The organism is Stenotrophomonas sp. I18B00994 (genome assembly GCF_014145825.1).
Classification (GTDB): domain Bacteria; phylum Pseudomonadota; class Gammaproteobacteria; order Xanthomonadales; family Xanthomonadaceae; genus Stenotrophomonas; species Stenotrophomonas maltophilia.
This window is the reverse complement of the sequence record NZ_JACIUW010000003.1, coordinates 244,276-262,333: the sequence shown is the minus strand read 5'-3', so window position 1 is coordinate 262,333 and position 18,058 is coordinate 244,276. Positions and strand designations below refer to the sequence as shown.

Annotated in this window: 16 protein-coding genes and 1 tRNA gene; 8 read left to right on the top strand and 9 right to left on the bottom strand. The window is 67.2% G+C overall.

The genetic code is table 11. The features are described from left to right. Positions 1 to 31: 31 nt before the first annotated feature. A complete protein-coding gene (locus H4O10_RS04885; protein ID WP_180845716.1) occupies positions 32 to 2,752 on the top strand; it encodes a bifunctional acetate--CoA ligase family protein/GNAT family N-acetyltransferase in 2,721 nt (906 codons plus the stop codon). A 62-nt stretch (positions 2,753 to 2,814) separates the two neighbouring features. On the opposite strand, the gene H4O10_RS04880 is transcribed toward H4O10_RS04885, so the two are convergent. Next, positions 2,815 to 3,195, bottom strand: a complete 381-nt coding sequence (locus tag H4O10_RS04880) for a YbjQ family protein (protein ID WP_033833807.1) — start codon at positions 3,193 to 3,195, stop codon at positions 2,815 to 2,817. Positions 3,196 to 3,326: 131 nt separating this feature from the next. Here H4O10_RS04880 and H4O10_RS04875 point away from each other — a divergent pair, with 131 nt between their 5' ends. Next, positions 3,327 to 4,028, top strand: a complete 702-nt coding sequence (locus H4O10_RS04875) for an alpha/beta hydrolase (RefSeq protein WP_049454945.1) — start codon at positions 3,327 to 3,329, stop codon at positions 4,026 to 4,028. Between the two features lie 119 nt (positions 4,029 to 4,147). Here the strand turns inward: H4O10_RS04875 and dkgB are convergent, their stop codons facing one another. Together dkgB and H4O10_RS04865 are read right to left on the bottom strand one after the other, a co-directional pair. After that, a complete protein-coding gene (gene dkgB, locus H4O10_RS04870) occupies positions 4,148 to 4,957 on the bottom strand; it encodes a 2,5-didehydrogluconate reductase DkgB (RefSeq protein WP_049454943.1) in 810 nt (269 codons plus the stop codon). Between the two features lie 114 nt (positions 4,958 to 5,071). Beyond that, positions 5,072 to 6,286: an MFS transporter gene (locus tag H4O10_RS04865; protein ID WP_005411585.1), complete on the bottom strand. Its 1,215-nt coding sequence runs from the start codon at positions 6,284 to 6,286 to the stop codon at positions 5,072 to 5,074. A 105-nt stretch (positions 6,287 to 6,391) separates the two neighbouring features. On the opposite strand from H4O10_RS04865, the gene H4O10_RS04860 reads away from it, so the two are divergent. Next, positions 6,392 to 7,294 carry a LysR family transcriptional regulator gene (locus H4O10_RS04860; RefSeq protein ID WP_033833806.1) on the top strand — a complete coding sequence of 301 codons (903 nt, stop codon included), beginning with the start codon at positions 6,392 to 6,394 and terminating at the stop codon, positions 7,292 to 7,294. Positions 7,295 to 7,318: 24 nt separating this feature from the next. Here H4O10_RS04860 and H4O10_RS04855 read toward each other — a convergent pair whose 3' ends face one another. Further along, positions 7,319 to 9,439, bottom strand: coding sequence for a methyl-accepting chemotaxis protein (locus tag H4O10_RS04855; RefSeq protein ID WP_024958519.1), 2,121 nt, complete (start codon positions 9,437 to 9,439; stop codon positions 7,319 to 7,321). Positions 9,440 to 9,621: 182 nt separating this feature from the next. Here H4O10_RS04855 and H4O10_RS04850 point away from each other — a divergent pair, with 182 nt between their 5' ends. Together H4O10_RS04850 and H4O10_RS04845 are read left to right on the top strand one after the other, a co-directional pair. Beyond that, entirely contained in the window at positions 9,622 to 10,077 is a 456-nt protein-coding gene (locus tag H4O10_RS04850) for an Rrf2 family transcriptional regulator (protein ID WP_049454118.1), read from the top strand. Next, positions 10,067 to 10,972: an NAD(P)/FAD-dependent oxidoreductase gene (locus H4O10_RS04845; RefSeq protein ID WP_024958521.1), complete on the top strand. Its 906-nt coding sequence runs from the start codon at positions 10,067 to 10,069 to the stop codon at positions 10,970 to 10,972. The genes H4O10_RS04850 and H4O10_RS04845 overlap by 11 nt, the downstream gene beginning before the upstream one ends. A 95-nt stretch (positions 10,973 to 11,067) precedes the next feature. On the opposite strand, the gene H4O10_RS04840 is transcribed toward H4O10_RS04845, so the two are convergent. From H4O10_RS04840 to H4O10_RS04825, 4 genes are all read right to left on the bottom strand, one after another. Beyond that, positions 11,068 to 12,288, bottom strand: a complete 1,221-nt coding sequence (locus H4O10_RS04840; RefSeq protein ID WP_049406694.1) for an RtcB family protein — start codon at positions 12,286 to 12,288, stop codon at positions 11,068 to 11,070. 56 nt (positions 12,289 to 12,344) lie between these two features. Continuing rightward, positions 12,345 to 13,469 (bottom strand): slipin family protein, encoded by a 1,125-nt coding sequence (locus H4O10_RS04835; RefSeq protein ID WP_049454115.1) that lies wholly within the window; start codon positions 13,467 to 13,469, stop codon positions 12,345 to 12,347. 363 nt (positions 13,470 to 13,832) lie between these two features. Then, a tRNA-Thr gene (locus H4O10_RS04830) sits at positions 13,833 to 13,906 on the bottom strand. Positions 13,907 to 14,555: 649 nt separating this feature from the next. Further along, entirely contained in the window at positions 14,556 to 15,512 is a 957-nt protein-coding gene (locus H4O10_RS04825) for an aldo/keto reductase (protein ID WP_033833800.1), read from the bottom strand. A 169-nt stretch (positions 15,513 to 15,681) separates the two neighbouring features. On the opposite strand from H4O10_RS04825, the gene H4O10_RS04820 reads away from it, so the two are divergent. From H4O10_RS04820 to H4O10_RS04810, 3 genes are all read left to right on the top strand, one after another. Continuing rightward, positions 15,682 to 16,539 carry a class I SAM-dependent methyltransferase gene (locus H4O10_RS04820; RefSeq protein ID WP_033833799.1) on the top strand — a complete coding sequence of 286 codons (858 nt, stop codon included), beginning with the start codon at positions 15,682 to 15,684 and terminating at the stop codon, positions 16,537 to 16,539. 111 nt (positions 16,540 to 16,650) lie between these two features. Continuing rightward, positions 16,651 to 16,914, top strand: a complete 264-nt coding sequence (locus tag H4O10_RS04815) for a hypothetical protein (RefSeq protein ID WP_262089239.1) — start codon at positions 16,651 to 16,653, stop codon at positions 16,912 to 16,914. Positions 16,915 to 17,021: 107 nt separating this feature from the next. Then, complete coding sequence (locus H4O10_RS04810) at positions 17,022 to 17,561, top strand: pseudouridine synthase (RefSeq protein WP_049454114.1); 540 nt, start codon at positions 17,022 to 17,024, stop codon at positions 17,559 to 17,561. A 90-nt stretch (positions 17,562 to 17,651) separates the two neighbouring features. Here the strand turns inward: H4O10_RS04810 and H4O10_RS04805 are convergent, their stop codons facing one another. Continuing rightward, a complete protein-coding gene (locus H4O10_RS04805; protein ID WP_019661686.1) occupies positions 17,652 to 18,041 on the bottom strand; it encodes a hypothetical protein in 390 nt (129 codons plus the stop codon). Between the last annotated feature and the right edge of the window lie 17 nt (positions 18,042 to 18,058).

The window sequence follows — 18,058 nt, the reverse complement described above, 5'->3', positions numbered from 1 at the left end:
CATCGCCATGGAATTTGGTTACCGTAGGCGCATGAGTACCTACCACCTGCAGTCCGTGTTCCGTCCGCAGTCGGTCGCGGTGATCGGCGGCAGCCCGCGTCAGCGCTCGGCCGGACGTGCGGTGATGCGCAACCTGCGCGGCACCGGCTTCCCCGGCAAGGTGGCGTGGATCAACCCGCGGCATGCCGAAATTGATGGCATCCGCACCGTGAAGCGGCTGAAGGACCTGGACTGGGTGCCGGATCTGGTGGTGATCACTGCGCCGGCGTCGATCGTGCCGCAGGTGGTGCGCACCGCTGCCGAACGCGGCGTGCAGGCGGCAATCATCCTCACCGCGCACCTGGGTGAAGGCCCGGGCTCGCTGTCGGCGCAGGTGGAGGCGGTGGCGCGCAAGCATGGCCTGCGCATCCTCGGCCCACACTGCCTGGGTGTGATTGCACCGCACGCACGGCTCAATGCCAGCATCGCCGCGCACTTCCCGCAGGCCGGTGATCTTGCGTTGATCTCCGAATCCTCGGCCATTGCCGCCGCGCTGGTGGAGTGGGGCGTGGCCCGCTCGGTCGGGTTTTCCGCGGTGGTCTCGCTGGGCGACACGATGGACGTCGACTTCGGTGACCTGCTCGACTACTTCGCCACCGACTACCGCACCCGCGCCATCCTGCTCTACGTCGAGCAGATCAAGGATGCGCGCAAGTTCATGTCGGCCGCGCGTGCCGCCGCCCGCGCCAAGCCGGTGGTGGTGGTGAAGTCCGGCCGCGCCGAGCGCGTGCAGCCGGGCAGCCGCGATACCCATGTGCAGGCCCTGGCCCGCGCCGACGACGTGTATGGCGCCGCGTTCAACCGCGCCGGCCTGCTGCGCGTGGGCGCGCTGGACGAACTGTTCACGGCCGCCGAATCGCTGGGCCGGTTGGGGACCTTCCCCGGTCGTCGCCTGGCCATTCTCAGCAATGGTGGCGGTGTCGGCCGCCTGGCCGTGGACCAGCTCATTGCACTGCGTGGCACGCTGGCCAACCTGTCCGACAGCACGGTCGAGAAACTCGACGCCGTGCTGCCGCAGGGCTGGTCGCGCAGCAACCCGGTCGACATCGTGGTCGACGCCGATGGTGACCGCTATGCCGCCGCCATCGAGGCGCTGCTGGCTGACAACGAGAATGATGCGGTGATGGTGGTCAACGTGCCGACCGCATTCACTTCATCCGCAGACGCCGCACAGGCGCTTACCCGCACGCTCGGACTGCGCCCGCGCCATCACCGCGACAAGCCGGTATTCGCGGTGTGGCTGGGCAACGATGACCAGGCCACCGCCACGCTCAACGCGGCACGGGTGCCGACCTATCCGACCGAGGCCGAAGCGGTGCGCGGCTTCCAGCATCTGGTGCGTTACCGCGAAGCGCAGAACGCCCTGATGGAAACACCACCCAGCCTGCCGCAGGACTTCAGTGTCGACGCTGCGGCCGCACGCGCGCTGGTCGATGCGGCATTGGCCAACGGCCAGCAATGGCTGGACCCGTTGGCCACCCACGAACTGCTCAAGGCCTACGGCATTCCCTCCGCGCCGGTGATGCACGCGCGCGATGCGCACGAGGCAATGGACCTGGCGCAGCCGTTGCTGGAGCGTGGCGCCAGCGTGGCGCTGAAGATCCTGTCCCCGGACATTCCGCACAAGTCGGAAGTGGACGGCGTGCGCCTGAACCTGTCCATGCTGCCGGCGGTGCAGAGCGCGGCCAACGCGATCCTGTCGCGCGCACGCCAGCTGCGGCCGGATGCGCGCATCGATGGCCTGCTGGTGCAGCCGACCATCGTTCGCCCGAAGGCGCGCGAGTTGATCGTCGGCATTGCCGATGACGCGACGTTCGGCCCGGTGATCGTGGTCGGCCGTGGCGGTACCGCGGTTGAAGTGATCAATGACAAGGCGTTGGCGCTGCCGCCGCTGGACCTGCGCCTGGCCCACGAGCTGATCGGCCAGACCCGCGCCTCGCGCATCCTCAAGGCCTATGGCGATGTGCCTGCCGCCGACGAGCGCGCACTGGCGTTGGCGCTGGTCAAGCTGGCGCAGCTGGCCGCCGACATTCCCGAAGTGCGTACGCTGGACATCAATCCGCTGCTGGTCGACGGCAAGGGCATCCTCGCCCTCGACGCACGCGTGGCGGTGGCGCCGTCGCGCATCCTGCACAAGGGCCGTGGTCATCCGCGTTTTTCGGTGTTCCCGTACCCGAAGGAGTGGGAGCGCACCATCGAACTGTCCGATGGCGGCCGCGCCTTCGTGCGTCCGGTGCGGCCGGAGGATGACGCGTTGTTCCGTGCGTTCTTCGCCCGCGTCAGCGACGAGGACCTGCGCCTGCGCTTCTTCCAGTCGGTGAAGCACTTCAGCCACGAGTTCATCGCGCGCCTGACCCAGCTCGATTACGCACGCTCGATCGCACTGGTGGCGATCGAACCGCGCAGTGGCGAAATGCTCGGCGCGGTGCGCCTGCACGCCGATGCCGATTACCACCGTGGCGAGTACGGCATCCTGATCCGCTCGGACCTGAAGGGGCACGGCATCGGCTGGCGGCTGATGGCGATCATGATCGAGTACGCCAAGTGGCTGGGCCTGGACGTGGTCGAGGGCCAGGTACTGCGCGAGAACAGCACCATGCTGGCGATGTGCCAGAGCCTGGGCTTCAAGACGAAGCTGGACCCGGATGACCCGACGGTGATGATGGTGACCCTGCCGGTGCAGCAGGTAGAGGTGCCGGCGGCACCGCTGTAGAGTCGAGCTCGCTCGACTGTTGCCATCGAAAGCAGTCGAGCAAGCTCGACTCTACGACCAGGCTACCGCATCGGTTCCACCACCACTGCCGTGCCGTAGCACAGCACTTCGGTCAGCCCGGTCATCACATCGGTGGCGTCGTAGCGCATGCCGATGATCGCGTTGGCGCCCAGCTGCCGCGCGTGCTTGACCATGTCGCGGTAGGTTTCCTCGCGGGCCTGTTCGCACAGCTCGGTGTAGATGGTGATGTTGCCACCGAACAGGGTCTGGATGCCGCCGAGGAAATTGCCGACGATCGAGCGCGAGCGCACGGTGATGCCGCGCACCACGCCCAGGTTGCGCACCACGCGATGGCCGGGCAACTCGAAGGCGGTGGTGACCAGTGAATCGTCGAAACGTGTCAGCGAGGTCGTCGGGTTGCCGCTGTTGTAGGGGTCTGCCATGGCCGCATCCTTGGAACGGGTAGGGTCGAGGGCTGCATCCTAGCGTGTCGTCGCGCTGCTGGGCCGGTTCTGCAACGCACAGGGCCAGCCACGGCATGTCCTTGCCACCGCACCGGCGCGACAATACCCGCATGACCGACCGTATCCCCCTGCTGCTGCTGCCTGGCCTGCTCAACGATGCCGAACTGTGGCGCGCGCAGTTGGCCGATCTGGCCGACATCGCCGATTGCACGGTAGGCGACCAGACTCGCGGCGAGACCCTGCAGGCGGTGGCCGAGGACGTGCTGGCGCAGGCGCCGGAACGCTTCGCCCTCGCCGGTTTCTCGCTGGGTGGCTTCGTCGCCCAGCAGATCCTGCGCATCGCGCCGGAACGCGTGCTGCAGCTGGCGCTGGTCGATACCTCGATCCACGCCGATTCACCGGAACGTGCCGAACAGCGCCGCAGCCAGCGCGCCAGCGTGCGCCTGCCCGGCAAGTTCCATGGCTTCGGCGATGTGCTGATGCGCAGCTACATCGATGCCTCGCGGCTGGATGATTACGTGCTGGTGCAACGTGTGCGTGACATGACCGCCCGCCTGGGCGCGGACGTGTTCCTGCGCCAGAGTGCGCTGGAACGCCGCGATGGCCACGATGTTCTGGCTGGTTACCGCGACCCGCTGCTGATCATCTGTGGCGCCAACGACCGCATTACGCCACTCGCGGTCAGCGAGGAAATGCACGCCCTGGTGCCGCACTCGCAGCTGGTGGTGGTGCCCGACTGCGGGCACCTGGCACCGATGGAGAAACCGGACGAAGTGAGTACGGCGATGCGTGGGTGGTTGCTGCAGGGCTAGGCCAAAGCCGCTTCTGGTGGGTGCGGACCTTGGTCCGCACGGTGTTTCAATGATCCATCAGAGGTCAGTGCCGACCAAGGGCGGCACCTACCGATTCCGATCCGCAACCGCGGTCGGGATCAATCCCAGGCGGGTGCAATCCCTTCCGGATTCGCCAGGCGATGGCCACGGTCCAGCTTGGCGATCTGCGCCATGTCTTCGTCGGTCAGGCGGATCGCTGCCGCTTCCAGGTTGCTCGACAGGTTCTCGCGCTTGGTCGACGACGGGATCACCGAGAAGCCCTGCTGCAGCGCCCAGGCCAGCGCGATCTGCGCCGGAGTGGCCTGGTGGCGGCCGGCAATGGCCTGGATCACCGGGTCCTTGATCACCTCGCCATAGGCCAGGCTCATGTAGGCGGTGACGTGAATGCCGTTGTCCTGCAGGAACTTCACCAGCAGGCGGTTCTGCAGGTAGGGATGGATCTCGATCTGGTTGGTGGCGATGGCATCGGCGCCAAGGATCTCGATGGCCTTGCGGGTCTGGGCGATGGTGAAGTTGGAGATGCCGATCGCCTTCGTCAGGCCCTGTGCCTTGGCCTCGGCCAGCGCCGGCAGGTACTCCTCCATCGGCACGTCGACCTTGTCGTTCGGCGACGGCCAGTGGATCAGCGTCAGGTCCACATGACCGGTACGCAGCTTTTCCAGACTGGTATGCAGGCTGGCCAGCAGCGCTTCGCGCTTGAACGCGGTGATCCAGACCTTGGTGGTCAGGTAGATCTCTTCGCGCGGCACGCCGGAATCGGCGATGGCCTGGCCGACCTCGGCTTCATTGCCGTAGATCTGCGCGGTATCGATGGCGCGGTAGCCGACATCCAGCGCGTTGCGCACCGAGTCGATCACGGTCTGGTCTTTCAGGCGGAAGGTGCCGAGACCGAAGGCGGGGACAGTCATGGGGAGCTCCAGCAGAGGGGAGGGATGCGAATATCCAGCAAAGGGTAGGCCAGTGGCCGCATGCGTGCCGGCAACGGTGCATTGCACCACCGTACCGGCAGGGCATGACCTATCTCAATGCGTGGCCACGGCGATGCCATCGGCGCGGTCATCGATGCCGTCGCGGCGGTCCAGTCGGCCGCTGAGCACGGTCAATGCATACGCACCCACCACCACCAGCGCGCCCAGCCACGGCGTGTGCATCAGGCCGATGTTCTCCACCACCAGGCCGCCGAGCGAGGCGCCCAGCGCGATGCCGATGTTGAAGGCGGCGATGTTCAGCCCCGAGGCCACGTCGGTGGCCTGCGGCGCATAGCGCTGCGCCTGCTTGACCACATACACCTGCAGGCCGGGCACGTTGCCGAACGCCACCGCACCCAGTGCCAGTACCGTCAGCAGCATCAGCCAGGTGTTGTAGGCGGTGAAGGTGAGCACGAACAGCACGACGGCCAACAGGGCGAAGATGCGCTTCAGTGCGGGCACCGGGCCCATGCGGTCGGCCATGCGCCCGCCCCACAGGTTGCCGATCGCCACCGACACGCCGTACACCAGCAGCACCAGGCTGACTGCGTTTGCCGAGAAACCAGTGACGTCCTGCAGGATCGGCGCCAGATAGGTGAAGGCCAGGAAGGTGCCGCCGTAGCCCAGCGCGGTCATCGCATAGACCAGCAGCAGGCGGGGTTGGGCGAGTACGGCCAGCTGCTGGCGGAAGCTGGCCGGCGCACTCTGCGGCACGCTGCGCGGCACGAACAGCAGCGCGCCGAGCAGGGCGATCACGCCCAGCGCGGCCACCGCCAGGAAGGTGGCGCGCCAGCCCAGGTGCTGGCCGATGAAGGTGCCCAGCGGTACACCGGTCACCAGCGCCACGGTGAGGCCGGTGAACATGATGGCGATCGCGCTGGCGGCCTTCTCCTTCGGCACCACCGCGGTGGCGATGATCGAACCGATCGAGAAGAACACACCGTGGGCGAGGCCGGTGAGGATGCGGGCGACGATCAGCGAGGTGTAGCCCGGCGCCAGGAAGGCGATGACGTTGCCGAGGGTGAACAGCACCATCAGCGCCACCAGCAGCGACTTGCGCGGTACGCGGCCGGTGAGCGCGGTCAGCACCGGCGCACCGATGGCCACGCCGAGGGCATACAGCGAGACCAGCAGGCCGGCCGAGGGCAGGCTGACCTGAAGGTCGGCGGCAATGGTGGGAATCAGGCCGACGATGACGAACTCGGTGGTGCCGATGGCGAAGGCACCGAGGGTCAGCGCCAGCAGGGCGAGGGGAATGCCACGGATCATGACCGGCTCCGGAGGGAAGGAAGGCGCGCAGTGTGCGCGGCGCACCTTTGCCGAAAAACCGGTCTTCACGCCAATCACTATTGCCGTCCAGTCAATAATGGCGGCATGAAGACCACTCTCGATGAAATGCAGGCCTTCCTCGCGGTGATAGACAGCGGGTCGATCAGTGCTGCCGCCGAACAGCTGGGGCAGACGCCGTCGGGCGTGAGCCGGGCGCTGGGGCGGCTGGAAGACAAGCTCGGCACCACCCTGTTGACCCGTACCACCCGCCGCCTGCACCTGACCGCAGAGGGCGAGGCCTATCTGCGCCATGCACGGGCGATCATCGATGCGGTGGAGTCCGCCGAGGAACAGATGGCCGCCCGCCGCGAGCGCCCGGCCGGGCGCCTGCGCGTGGATGCGGCGATGCCGTTCGTGCTGCACGTGATCGCGCCGCTGGTGGCCGGGTACCGCGCGCGCTACCCGGAGGTGCAGCTGGAGTTGAACAGCTCCGAGCGCTACATCGACCTGCTGGAACGGCGCACCGACCTGGCGATCCGGATCGGGCCGCTGGCCGACTCCACCCTGCATGCGCGGCCGTTGGGTCGCTGCCAGCTGCGGCTGGTGGCCAGTCCGGCCTACCTGGCGGCACACGGCGAACCGGCCAGCGTCGCCGCGCTGGGCCAGCACACCCTGCTCAGCTTCAACGAACCGGAATCGTTGAATCACTGGCCGCTGCCGGGCGATGCCGATGGCCTGCTGCGGGTGCGTCCGGATATCGCGGTGTCCAGCGGCGAAACACTACGCCGACTGGCGGTGGAAGGCGTGGGCATCACCTGCCTGTCCGACTTCGTGACCGACCGCGACCGCGCCACCGGCACTCTGGTGCCGGTGCTGGCGACGCAGACGCTGGATGTGTACCAGCCGATCCACGCGGTGTATTACCGCAACACGGCGGTGTCGGCGCGGATCAGCTCGTTCCTGGATTACCTGGCTGAAGCGATGGCGCGGAGCGATTACCTGCGCTGAGGTCGTGGCCGGCAACCGGATCAATCAGGCCGCGCGCGCCAGCGCGTCCTTCGCTGCGGCGGTGGTCGACAGGTCGAACACATCCACTGCATCGATCAGGCGGTTTGCCTGCTGTTCCAGGCTGCGTGCGGCGGCACTGGCTTCTTCCACCAGCGCGGCATTCTGCTGGGTGGTGCCGTCCATCTGGATCACCGTCTGGCTGACCTGTTCGATGCCCGCGCTCTGCTCCTGCGAGGCGGCGGAGATCTCGGCCATGATGTCGGTGACGCGCTGCACCGACGCCACGATCTCGGCCATGGTGTCACCGGCCTCGCGCACGCGCCGTGCACCGTGGCCGACCTGTTCCACCGACGCTTCGATCAACGCCTTGATCTCCTTCGCGGCTGCCGCCGAACGCTGTGCCAGGGTGCGCACTTCGCTGGCAACCACCGCGAAGCCGCGGCCCTGCTCGCCGGCGCGTGCCGCTTCCACCGCGGCGTTCAGCGCCAGGATGTTGGTCTGGAAGGCGATCCCGTCGATCACGCTGATGATCTCGGCGATCTGCCGCGACGAGGTTTCGATCGCGCCCATCGTCGTCACCACCTGGCCGACCACGCTGCCGCCGTGAGAGGCAACGGTGTGCGCGCCGATCGCCAGCTGGTTGGCCTGGCGCGCATGCTCGGCGTTCTGGCGCACGGTGGAGGTCAGTTCCTCCATCGATGCCGCCGTCTCTTCCAGGTTGGCGGCCTGCTGTTCGGTACGGCGCGACAGATCGTTGTTGCCGGCGGCGATCTCCGCCGCCGCCGTGTGGATGTTGCCGGAGGCGTGCTTGATGTCGGTGACGATGGTTGCCAGCTGCGTAGCGGTGGTGTTCGCGTCGCCGGCGATACGCGCGAACACGCCCTGGAAATCACCGTGCATGCGCGCGCCGAGGCGGCCATCGGCAATCGCGCGCAGCATGCTGGAGACCTCGCCGAGGTTCAGTTCGGTGGTCTGCATCAATCGGTTCAAGCCGTCGACCATTGCGCGGAAATCATGCTCGAAGCGTGCGCTGTCGCCGCGCTGGCTGAAGTCACCGGCGGCGGCGGCTTCGGCCAGGCGGCGGATCTCGCCGTTGATCATGCCGAGATTGGCCTTGGCCGTATCCAACGCGTTGGTGATCACGGCCTTTTCGCCGGGCAGGCGTTCCATGTCCTGGCTGAGGTCACCGACGGCATAGCGGCCCATGATCGAGATCGCGCGCATCTTCACCTGGATGTGCGCGTCAACCAGCGTGTTGCAGTCGGCCACCATGGTGCCGAACGCGCCCGGGAACGCACTGGCATCCATGCGATGGCTGATGGTGCCGGCGTCATGCGCCTGCGCCATCGTCGCCTGTGCGTCCAGTACGCCGCGCAGCGTGGACTGCACCGCCTGCATCGCCTGCGCGAGGCGACCGATCTCGTCGCGGCTGCGCACCTGCACCACGTGCTGCAGATCACCGGCGGCCACGGCACGCGCAGCGGCTTCCACCGCCAGCACCGGCTGCACCACCGCGCGCCGCAGCCACCAGGCCAGGCCCATCAGCAGCAACACGGCGGCCAGCACGGTCAGCGCCGCGCACAGCAGCAGGGTCTGCCGCGCCTGCTGCGACCGCGCCGCTACGGTTGCTTCGGCCACCTGCGTGGCATGCGTGCTCAGCGCATCCAGTGCGGTCGCCACCGGGCGGTCCTTGCCACGCACCAGATTGTCGCCGGCGGCGGGATCGTAGCCGGCTTCCGCAAACGCCTGCAGGGCGGCGTGGTAGTCCTTCTGCAGCTGCGTGTGCAGGCCGATGAAGGACTGTGCCAGTTCGCGCGTGCGTATGTCCGGGCTGGCTACGAGGCCCCTGGCCAGCTGCTCGACCAGGCGGCCCTCGCTGTCAAAGGCGTCCAGATGGCGCTGGCGCAGCGCGTCGTCGTGGCCGCGCAGCAGCACGTTCTTCCATTCCTGCACCTGGCCGCGGAACTCGCGCTGCAGGCGTTCGGCGTCGCGGCTGTGCGCGACTTCGGGTGGAACCTCGGTGGACAACTTCAACCAGGCGGAGGCCAAGCCCGCCAATGCGCACAGCAGGACCACGGCCAGACCAACGGAAACCGCGCCGAGCAGCTTGGACTGCAGGCGCGGAGCACGGACAGACGCTTTCATGGAAGGGACTCTCGGGAAGGGGCAATGCGGTATCGACCTGTCCCCACGCCTCTGAAGTACGACACTCATCACATTACCGTTTCGTTTAGTGATGTGAAGGAGATGTTTCATAGGACAAATGTGTCCATATGGAACGAAAGAAGACCCTCGACAGAGAATTTAAATGTAACTATCGTTGTTACATGAAATCCGCAAATCCACTGTCTGACGCCCTGCATGTGATGGCGCACCTGGTCGGCCATGCCACCCCGCGCACGTCCGAGCAGCTGGCGTCCTGCCTGCCGACGCATCCAGTGGTGATCCGTCGCCTGCTGGCGCAGCTGCACAAGGCCGGCCTGGTGCGCAGCACCCGCGGCCACGGCGGCGGCAGCCTGCTGGCACGCGACGCCGCGGCGATCACCCTGCATGACATCTACCTGGCGGTGGGCGCACCACCGCTGGTCCAGGTCGGCGCACGCGACTCCGGCGGTGGCTGCCCGATCCAGCAGCTGGTCAACAGCGCCTTGCTCGAAGGGGCGCGCGAAGCGCAGCGCCTGCTCGAAGCGCGGCTGCAGGCGACCACGCTGGACCAGCTTGGCGCCGACTTCGCCCGCCATCTCGCCCATCACCGTTCCCTGGAAGCTCACCATGAATCCTGATGTGCTCATCGTCGGCGGCAGCTATGCCGGCATTGCCGCCGGCCTGATCCTGGCCCGTGCCCGTCGCCCGGTCACCGTCATCGACGCCGGTTCGCCGCGCAACCGTTTCGCCAGTCATTCGCACGGGGTGCTCGGGCTGGATGGCATCAGTGGCGCCGAGTTGCTGAAGACCGCGCGCCAGCAGCTGCTGGATTACCCCACGGTGCGTTGGGTGCATGCCGAAGCCGTGCAGGCCACCGCCAGCGCCGAAGGCGTGGAAGTGCGTACCGCCGATGGCCAGGTGCTGGCCGCGCGCAAGCTGCTGCTCGCCAGCGGCATCGCCGACCAGTTGCCGGCGTTGCCGGGCCTCGCCGAGCGCTGGGGCAGCACCGTGCTGCACTGCCCGTACTGTCATGGCTATGAAGTGGGTGGTGGTGCCATTGGCCTGCTTGGCGGTCATCCGATGTCTGCCAGCAAGGCGCCGCTGTTCGCCGACTGGGGCAATGTCACGTTCTTCAGCATGGGACTGGACATCACGGATGAGGAACGCGCCGCCATGCAGCAGCGCGGCGTGCAGATCGAGACGTCACCCGTGCTGGGCGTGCAGGGCGACCAGCCGACCTGGCTGGAAGTGCAGCTGGCCGACGGCCGCCGAATCGCCCAGCGTGCGTTGTTCGTGCCGGCCACCCAGGCGATGGCCACGCCATTGGTGCAGCAGCTGGGCTGCACGTTGGTCGAGAGCCCGCTGGGCGTGCTGATCGAGGTCGATGCGATGAAGCAGACCTCGGTGCCGAACGTGTATGCCGCAGGCGATGCGACCACGGTGGGCAACATCACCCTGGCCATGGCCGAAGGCGTGCGCGCGGGCATCGGCGTGCACCATGCGCTGGTGGCCGAGGACAGCGTGCCGCGCTGAATGTGCCGGGGTCAGATCCCTTTCGCAGAAAGGGATCTGACCCCCGACGCGACGTGCTGCTCTGGTAGAGGCCGACCGCGGTCGGCACCGCTCCATTACCCCTTCACGCACAGCACCTGCCGCAGGGTGTGCACCACCTCGACCAGGTCCAGCTGCGCGGCCATCACATCGTCGATCGACTTGTACGCGGCCGGTGACTCGTCCAGCACGCCGCTGTCCTTGCGGCATTCCACGTGCGCGGTGGCCTCGCGGTGCTGGGCCAGCGTGATCTGCTGGCGCGCCGTGCCACGGCTCATCACCCGGCCGGCGCCGTGGCTGCAGCTGTGGAAGCTGTCCGCGTTGCCCTTGCCGCGCACGATGTAGCTGCGCGTGCCCATGCTGCCGGGAATGATGCCCAGCTCGCCCTCACGCGCGCTGACCGCACCCTTGCGCGTCACCAGCAGTTCCTGCCCGTGGTGCGTCTCCTTCTGCACGTAGTTGTGGTGGCAGTTCACCGCCATCGCCGCCAGCTGGAACTTCGGCAGCCGGTGGCGCATCTCGGCCAGCACGCGCGACATCATCGCCTCGCGGTTCTGCCGGGCGTAGTCCTGCGCCCACGACACCGCTTCAACGTAGTCATCGAACAGCGGCTCGCCTTCCATGAAGAACGCCAGGTCCTTGTCCGGCAGGTGGAAGCCCAGCACGCGCCGCGCCAGTTCCTCGCGCGCCTTCTCGATGAAGTAGGTGCCGATCAGGTTGCCGGTGCCGCGCGAGCCGCTGTGCAGCATCACCCACACCGTGTCCGTCTCGTCCAGGCACAGTTCGATGAAGTGGTTGCCGCCGCCCAGCGTACCCAGCTGGCGGTCGAGCTTGTCGGTGCGGATCCTGCGGTGCTTGTCCTTGATCTTCTCCAGGCCGGCGGCCAGCCCGGACTGCACCAGCCGGGTGTGGATGCTGTCGGGCATGCGGTGATGTTCGCCGCCACGGCCATTGCCGACCGGGATGCTGCGCTCGATGCTGTTGCGCAGCTGCCGCAGGTCATCGGGCAGGTCATCGGCGCGCAGCGTGGTACGCACCGCCGCCATGCCGCAGCCGATGTCGACGCCGACCGCGGCCGGGATGATCGCCCCGCGGGTCGGGATCACCGAGCCGACGGTCGCGCCCTTGCCCAGGTGCACGTCCGGCATCACGGCCACCCACGGCCCGACGAACGGGATCGCGGCGATGTTGCGCAGCTGCTCATGTGCCTGCGCTTCCAGCGGCACTCCGTTGACCCAGCCCTTGATCGGCGTGGTGCCCTCGGCATGCAGCCATTGATAGTTCTGTTGAGTGTCCATGTCTTCCTGAATGTCCTTGATGGGCCGGCGGCGCGTCCCTGCGCCACCGCTACCCCCTACCTGATCGTCACCAGCTGCTTCAGCACGCCATCCAGGCCGCCGAACACGGTGAGCGTGTCGATCTTCTCGGTGACCTTCTCCAGTGCCTCCAGCTCCTTCAAGCGCATCAGCACCGGGTTGTCCTCGATCAGCTTTGCGGTGTTGAGCTGCGAACGCGTGGCGTTGGCCTCCTCGCGGCGACGGATCACGCTGGCCTGGGCCTGCTTTTCGGCCAGCACCACGCCGTTGAGGATCTCCTTCATCTCGCCCGGCAGGATCACGTCCTTGATGCCGACGCCGAGCAAGCGCACGCCGTGGCCTTCGATCGCCGCCTGCACATGCGCAGCGATCTCGCCGTCCAGTGCCGCCTTGTCACCCAGCAGCTCGTCCAGGCTGCGCGCGGCAATTGCCTGGCGCAGGCCGAACTGCAGCTGCCGGTAGACGAACTCATCGGCATTGCTGAGCGTGCGGTGCGCACGCACCGGGTCGACCACCTGCACGGTCGCGGCCAGGTTCACCCGCAGGGTCACCTTGTCGCGGCTGAGCAGTTCCTGGCCGGACACGTCCAGTGAACGTGCACGCAGTTCCACACGCTCCATCGACACGTTGCCGTTGAAGTTCCAGAACGCGTGCAGGCCGGCGTCCAGCGTCTGCCGCAGCGTGCCATCGATGAACAGCAGGCCGACCGACTCGCTCGGCACCGTGCTGATCACCGCCACACGCGGCAGCACGCCCAATTGACCCAGCCGCTGCTGCACGTCGGCCGGAATGCGCGGCTCGTCACCCAACGCCATTACCTGCACCTGGGTATCGACCGAACCGCGCCAGTACAGACGGCGGCTGCCCGGCGGCAGCACTTCATCGATGCGGCCGTTGCGCAGCAACAGGCCGACCTCGCTGGCGCCGACGTTGGCCAGCACGAAGTGCGTGTCCAGCGTCGCGCCCAGTGCCTCGATCAGGCTGTCCTGGTCGCTGCCGGTGTAGGCCGCGCCCTTGGATGCGGTGTGGATGTCCACGTGCGGGCGCCCGCCGAACGGCGACAGACGGTGCACGCCCGGCAGCAGGATCTGCTGGAAGCGACGGTTGCGATACACCAGGCCGCGCTCGCCGTCGCCGATCACGACCTTGATGGTCCAGAACATGGGAGTCTCTCCTTGTATGGCTCTGGTGGTTCGACCCGTTGCGGATGAATCGCCGTGACCCGGGTCGATCCGGTCGTGGCGAGGCCGCCTGCACATCACGTGCAGGCGGCGGAAGAGGGCGGCCATCGGCGGACGGTCCGCGCGCGGAGCCTTCGGTGCACCGGCACCGCTGCCATCGTCGTTCCCGGCAGGCAGCACCGGTGCGGAACGTGGCTGGCAGTGGCAGTGGCGGCGGGGCGGGGCCCGGCGTGCGGTCCGTTGCCTTCCACGTTCCTGCCCGAAGGCGATATCCGTGGATGGCGACGATGGCCGCTGGGGCTTGCGCCCCGGGTGTTGCTTCAAGTCATGACGTGACAGGTCATGTGGTTTGGAGTGGGAATCGAACCCACGACAGACGGATTACGGATCCGTTGCTCTGACCAAGCTGAGCTATCCAGTTGGGGACCGCGCGGAATCGAACCGCGTACCGGCGAACCGGTGCCTGCCTCCAGCAGGCGATCCAGGCGATGGCATGTCCGCGACCTCCGGCATACGCCACGGCAACGCCGCGCGCACCAGCCCGTGGTTGAAACGGGACCGTTGGATAATCGAGGGTGCAGGCCGCCGACATTATCGGCGAGCGATAATGTTCTGATGCGATGCAGATAATGTCCAGGCGTTGCCAGTCGCGCGAAGTAAATCCTTCGGCGGGGCGGGAAAAGCCTGGGTCAGTGAGCGGCGGGTCGCCGCGCGGGGTGCAGTTCTGGCATCGCGGGTCCTTGTGCCGACGCAAACGAAAACGCCCCCGGGACTTGCGTTCCGAGGGCGTCGTCAAGCCTCGGAGATCGGGGTGGCCGATCTCCGCAGGGCGGGTATCAGGCCGTTGTCAGCTGGTCTTCCTTGCCGAACGCGCGCGCCAGCACGTCCATGCGCAGGCATGGCAGCAGTTTGGTGGTGGCGACGGAATGCGCGTTCAAGGGAAGTTTCCAGTGGTTGTTGAAACGAGGTGCGCACGATAAACCACGATTTAGTCGCGCGCAACCATTTTGTTCAATTATTTTCTTCGGTATGTGTGCAATGCCGGCCAGCGGCCGGCACTACCGGCCCTCAGGCTTCCGCGCTGGCGGCATCCAGCTGCGCGACATCCTGCACGCTCAGCGACACGTTTGCCGCCGCCAGCAGATCGTGCAGCTGCTCGACGCTGGTGGCGCTGACGATCGGTGCGGTGATCGACGGCCGTGCGATCTGCCATGCCAGTGCGATCTGCGCGGCACTGGCGTTGTGCTTGCTGGCCACGTCATCCAGTGCCTGCAGGATGCGCAGGCCACGCGGGTTCAGATAGCGCTTCACCACCATCTCGCCACGCGCCGGGCTCTTGGCTGCATCGGCCGGCGCGCGGTACTTGCCGCTGAGGAAGCCGCTGGCCAGCGCGTAGTAGCCGATCACGCCGATCTGTTCGCGCTGCACCAGCGGTTCCAGTTCCTTTTCGTAGCCGGCGCGGTCATACAGGTTGTACTCCGGCTGCAGCGTTTCGTAACGCGGCAGCCTGTAGTCGGTGGACACCTTCAGCGCATCGGCCAGGCGCGTGGCGCTGTAGTTGGAAGCACCGATCGCACGCACCTTGCCAGCTTCGATCAACCGGCCGAACGCAGCCAGGGTCGCTTCCAGCGGCGTCGACTCGTCATCCTCGTGGGCCTGGTACAGATCGATCACGTCGGTCTGCAGGCGGCGCAGCGAATCCTCGACCGCGGCGTTGATGTTGTCCGGGGTCAGGCCGGGGCGTTCGGCCCACTTGGCCACCTTGGTCGCCAGCACCACCTTGTCGCGCTTGCCGCTGCGCGCGAACCACTTGCCGATCAGCGTTTCCGATTCGCCGCCGGCGTTGCCCGGCACCCAGGCCGAATACACATCGGCGGTGTCGACCAGGTTGAAGCCGGCGTCGACGAAGGCATCGAGCAGGGCGAAGCTGGCCTTTTCATCGGCGCTCCAGCCGAACACGTTGCCACCGAAGGCGAGCGGACGTACATGCAGGCCGGAACGGCCCAGTTCGCGGGTTGCCGTCATGGGCACGGACTCCTTGGGGGAAGTGCTCCAGAATAGAACGCGTAGTGTGACCGTGCTGCGGCGGTGACCACAAAACAGTGTTCCGCGCCGCGCACGCCGCTAACGTTTTGTGAACACCTGGGACGCCGCGGCTGCTAGTCTCGCCGCATCTTCCGCTGGAGTCGCTCCGATGATGCCTGCTTCGTCCCTGCGTGGTTGCCGCCTGCTGCTTGCTTCGGCCCTGCTTGCCGCCGTTCCCGCGTTCGCCGCACCGGCCACGGTGGCGCCGGCGAAGATCCAGGTCTCACCGGCCATCGATGCGGCGGTGAAGGCGTCGACCCGTGATGCCAACAACGTCAAGCGCGATGGCTTCCGTCATCCGGCGCAGACGCTGTCGTTCTTCAAGGTGGCACCGGAAAAGACCGTCATCGAGATCACCCCCGGCAACGGCTGGTACTCGGAGATCCTGGCGCCGCTGTTGCACGACAAGGGCCACTACGTTGCTGCGGTGGTCGATCCGATGGCGGTGCCCGAAGGCCGCGGCCGTGACTACCAGCAGCGCAGCCGCGACAGCCTGGAGAAGAAGTACGCCGGTGCGCCGGCACAGTTCGGCAAGACTGCCGTGGTCGCCTACGATCCGGCCAAGCCGGTGTTCGGCCCGGCCAATTCAGCCGATGTGGTGCTGACCTTCCGCAACGTGCACAACTGGCGCAAGGCCGGCCAGGCGCAGGGCATGTTCCAGGGCTTCTTCAACGTGCTCAAGCCGGGCGGCGTGCTGGGCGTGGTCGAGCATCGTGCCAAGGCCGACGTAGCCGACGATGATGACACCGGCTATGTCGGCCAGCAGCAGGTGATCGCGATGGCCGAGGCGGCTGGTTTCAAGCTGGATGCACGCAGCGAGGTCAACGCCAACCCGCGCGACACCAAGGACCACCCGAACGGCGTGTGGACGCTGCCGCCGACCAACCAGCACGACAAGGCCGATGATGCGAAGTACCAGGCGATCGGTGAAAGCGACCGCATGACCCTGCGCTTCATCAAGCCGTAGCGGGCGGCGCCGGGCTGCGCCCGGTGAGCGCTGCGGCGTCACAATGGACGTAACGTGTATCCGCCGGGCGTGGCCCGGCCCTGCTGCCAATGGAGTGGACAGTTGAAGAAGGTGTTCTATATCGCTGTTGCAGTGCTGGTGTTGGCGCGGCTGATTGACTTCGTGTTCTACGGTGGCCATGCCTACGACCTGGTGGCGACCGTGGGGTTTGCCGTGCTGTTTGCCGTGCTGTTTGCCGGTGCGCTGCTGGAGGAGCGTGCGCGTGCCATGAATCCGCCGCCGGTTCGCCTGCGGCGCCGGGCCAATGTCATCGCGGCGTGCGGCATCGCACTGGTGCTGGGCTCTTTCCTGCTGGAGTGGAAGGTCTTCGGTTGATCGCGCCGCAGCCTCGGCCGGCGTGATGCCCGGCAGCACCGGGGCCGCGCTCGGCCGAGGTTGCGCGGCATGGGACAATGCTGCACCTGCCGCCCGTAGTGCCCGCAATGCTGATCGCCTTCAACAAGCCCTTCAACGTGCTCTGCCAGTTCACCGACCGCAGCGTACCGCCGCGGCCGACGCTGGCCGGGTTCGGCCTGCCGCCGCGCGTGTATGCCGCCGGTCGCCTGGACCATGACAGCGAAGGCCTGCTGCTGCTGACGGATAACGGTGCGCTGGCGCACAAGCTGACCGACCCCAGGCACAAGGCCGACAAGACCTACTGGGTGCAGGTGGAAGGCACGCCCAGCGATGAGCAGCTGCAACTGCTGCGCGATGGGGTGGAGCTGAATGACGGACCGACCTTGCCGGCGAAGATCGAGCGCCTCGATCCGGCGCCGTCGCTGTGGACACGCGATCCGCCGGTGCGCTTCCGCAAGACCGTGCCCGACAGTTGGCTGGCGATCACGATCCGCGAGGGCCGCAACCGCCAGGTGCGGCGGATGACCGCGGCGGTGAACCTGCCGACGCTGCGGCTGGTCCGCGTGTCGATGGGACCCTACCGCCTGGACGACCTGCAGCCGGGGCAGTGGCGGCAGATCGGCTGAAACAGGAAGGGCCGGATACCCTGCGGTATCCGGCCCTCATAGCGGGCTGATGGGCTCAGTTCCTGCGGAAGGAAGCCGACCCCGGCAGACTCAGGCGTCGCTGCCGATATCGCTGTGCTCGTCCACCACGGTGTCGTTGCGGCGGTCACGCGCATTGATGCGCTGCGCCTGGCCATTCACCACGTGGCCGTTGGCGGCCTTCTTCTTCTGCTGCTTGCGGTACAGCGCATAGCCGAGCAGGCCGACACCCACCGCAGCGGCGGCAATGGTCACCGCCGGGTTGCGCCGGGCGAACTTGGTGGCCACCTTGCCACCGGTCTTGACGGCGCCCAGCGCCGCGCCGGTCTTGATCCAGTCACTGGCCTGCGGCCCAAGGTGGCGCAGGCTGCCACCGGCACTCTTCAGGCCGTCGCCGGCGCTGTGGGCCAGGTCCAGGGCGCGCTCCAGAGCGCGGTCGGTGATTACGGTCAGCTTGCTCATGCGGGGGTCCTTTGCCT

Bases quoted from the DNA above. Each gene is read 5' to 3' on its own strand.
- H4O10_RS04885 (WP_180845716.1), top strand. From the start codon at position 32: ATGAGTACCTACCACCTGCAGTCCGTGTTCCGTCCGCAGTCGGTCGCG.
- H4O10_RS04825 (WP_033833800.1), bottom strand. From the start codon at position 15,512: ATGACGGCAACCCGCGAACTGGGCCGTTCCGGCCTGCATGTACGTCCG.
- dkgB (WP_049454943.1), bottom strand. From the start codon at position 4,957: ATGACTGTCCCCGCCTTCGGTCTCGGCACCTTCCGCCTGAAAGACCAG.
- H4O10_RS04880 (WP_033833807.1), bottom strand. From the start codon at position 3,195: ATGGCAGACCCCTACAACAGCGGCAACCCGACGACCTCGCTGACACGT.
- H4O10_RS04850 (WP_049454118.1), top strand. From the start codon at position 9,622: ATGAAATCCGCAAATCCACTGTCTGACGCCCTGCATGTGATGGCGCAC.
- H4O10_RS04860 (WP_033833806.1), top strand. From the start codon at position 6,392: ATGAAGACCACTCTCGATGAAATGCAGGCCTTCCTCGCGGTGATAGAC.
- H4O10_RS04845 (WP_024958521.1), top strand. From the start codon at position 10,067: ATGAATCCTGATGTGCTCATCGTCGGCGGCAGCTATGCCGGCATTGCC.
- H4O10_RS04820 (WP_033833799.1), top strand. From the start codon at position 15,682: ATGATGCCTGCTTCGTCCCTGCGTGGTTGCCGCCTGCTGCTTGCTTCG.
- H4O10_RS04810 (WP_049454114.1), top strand. From the start codon at position 17,022: ATGCTGATCGCCTTCAACAAGCCCTTCAACGTGCTCTGCCAGTTCACC.
- H4O10_RS04865 (WP_005411585.1), bottom strand. From the start codon at position 6,286: ATGATCCGTGGCATTCCCCTCGCCCTGCTGGCGCTGACCCTCGGTGCC.
- H4O10_RS04840 (WP_049406694.1), bottom strand. From the start codon at position 12,288: ATGGACACTCAACAGAACTATCAATGGCTGCATGCCGAGGGCACCACG.
- H4O10_RS04835 (WP_049454115.1), bottom strand. From the start codon at position 13,469: ATGTTCTGGACCATCAAGGTCGTGATCGGCGACGGCGAGCGCGGCCTG.
- H4O10_RS04855 (WP_024958519.1), bottom strand. From the start codon at position 9,439: ATGAAAGCGTCTGTCCGTGCTCCGCGCCTGCAGTCCAAGCTGCTCGGC.
- H4O10_RS04805 (WP_019661686.1), bottom strand. From the start codon at position 18,041: ATGAGCAAGCTGACCGTAATCACCGACCGCGCTCTGGAGCGCGCCCTG.
- H4O10_RS04875 (WP_049454945.1), top strand. From the start codon at position 3,327: ATGACCGACCGTATCCCCCTGCTGCTGCTGCCTGGCCTGCTCAACGAT.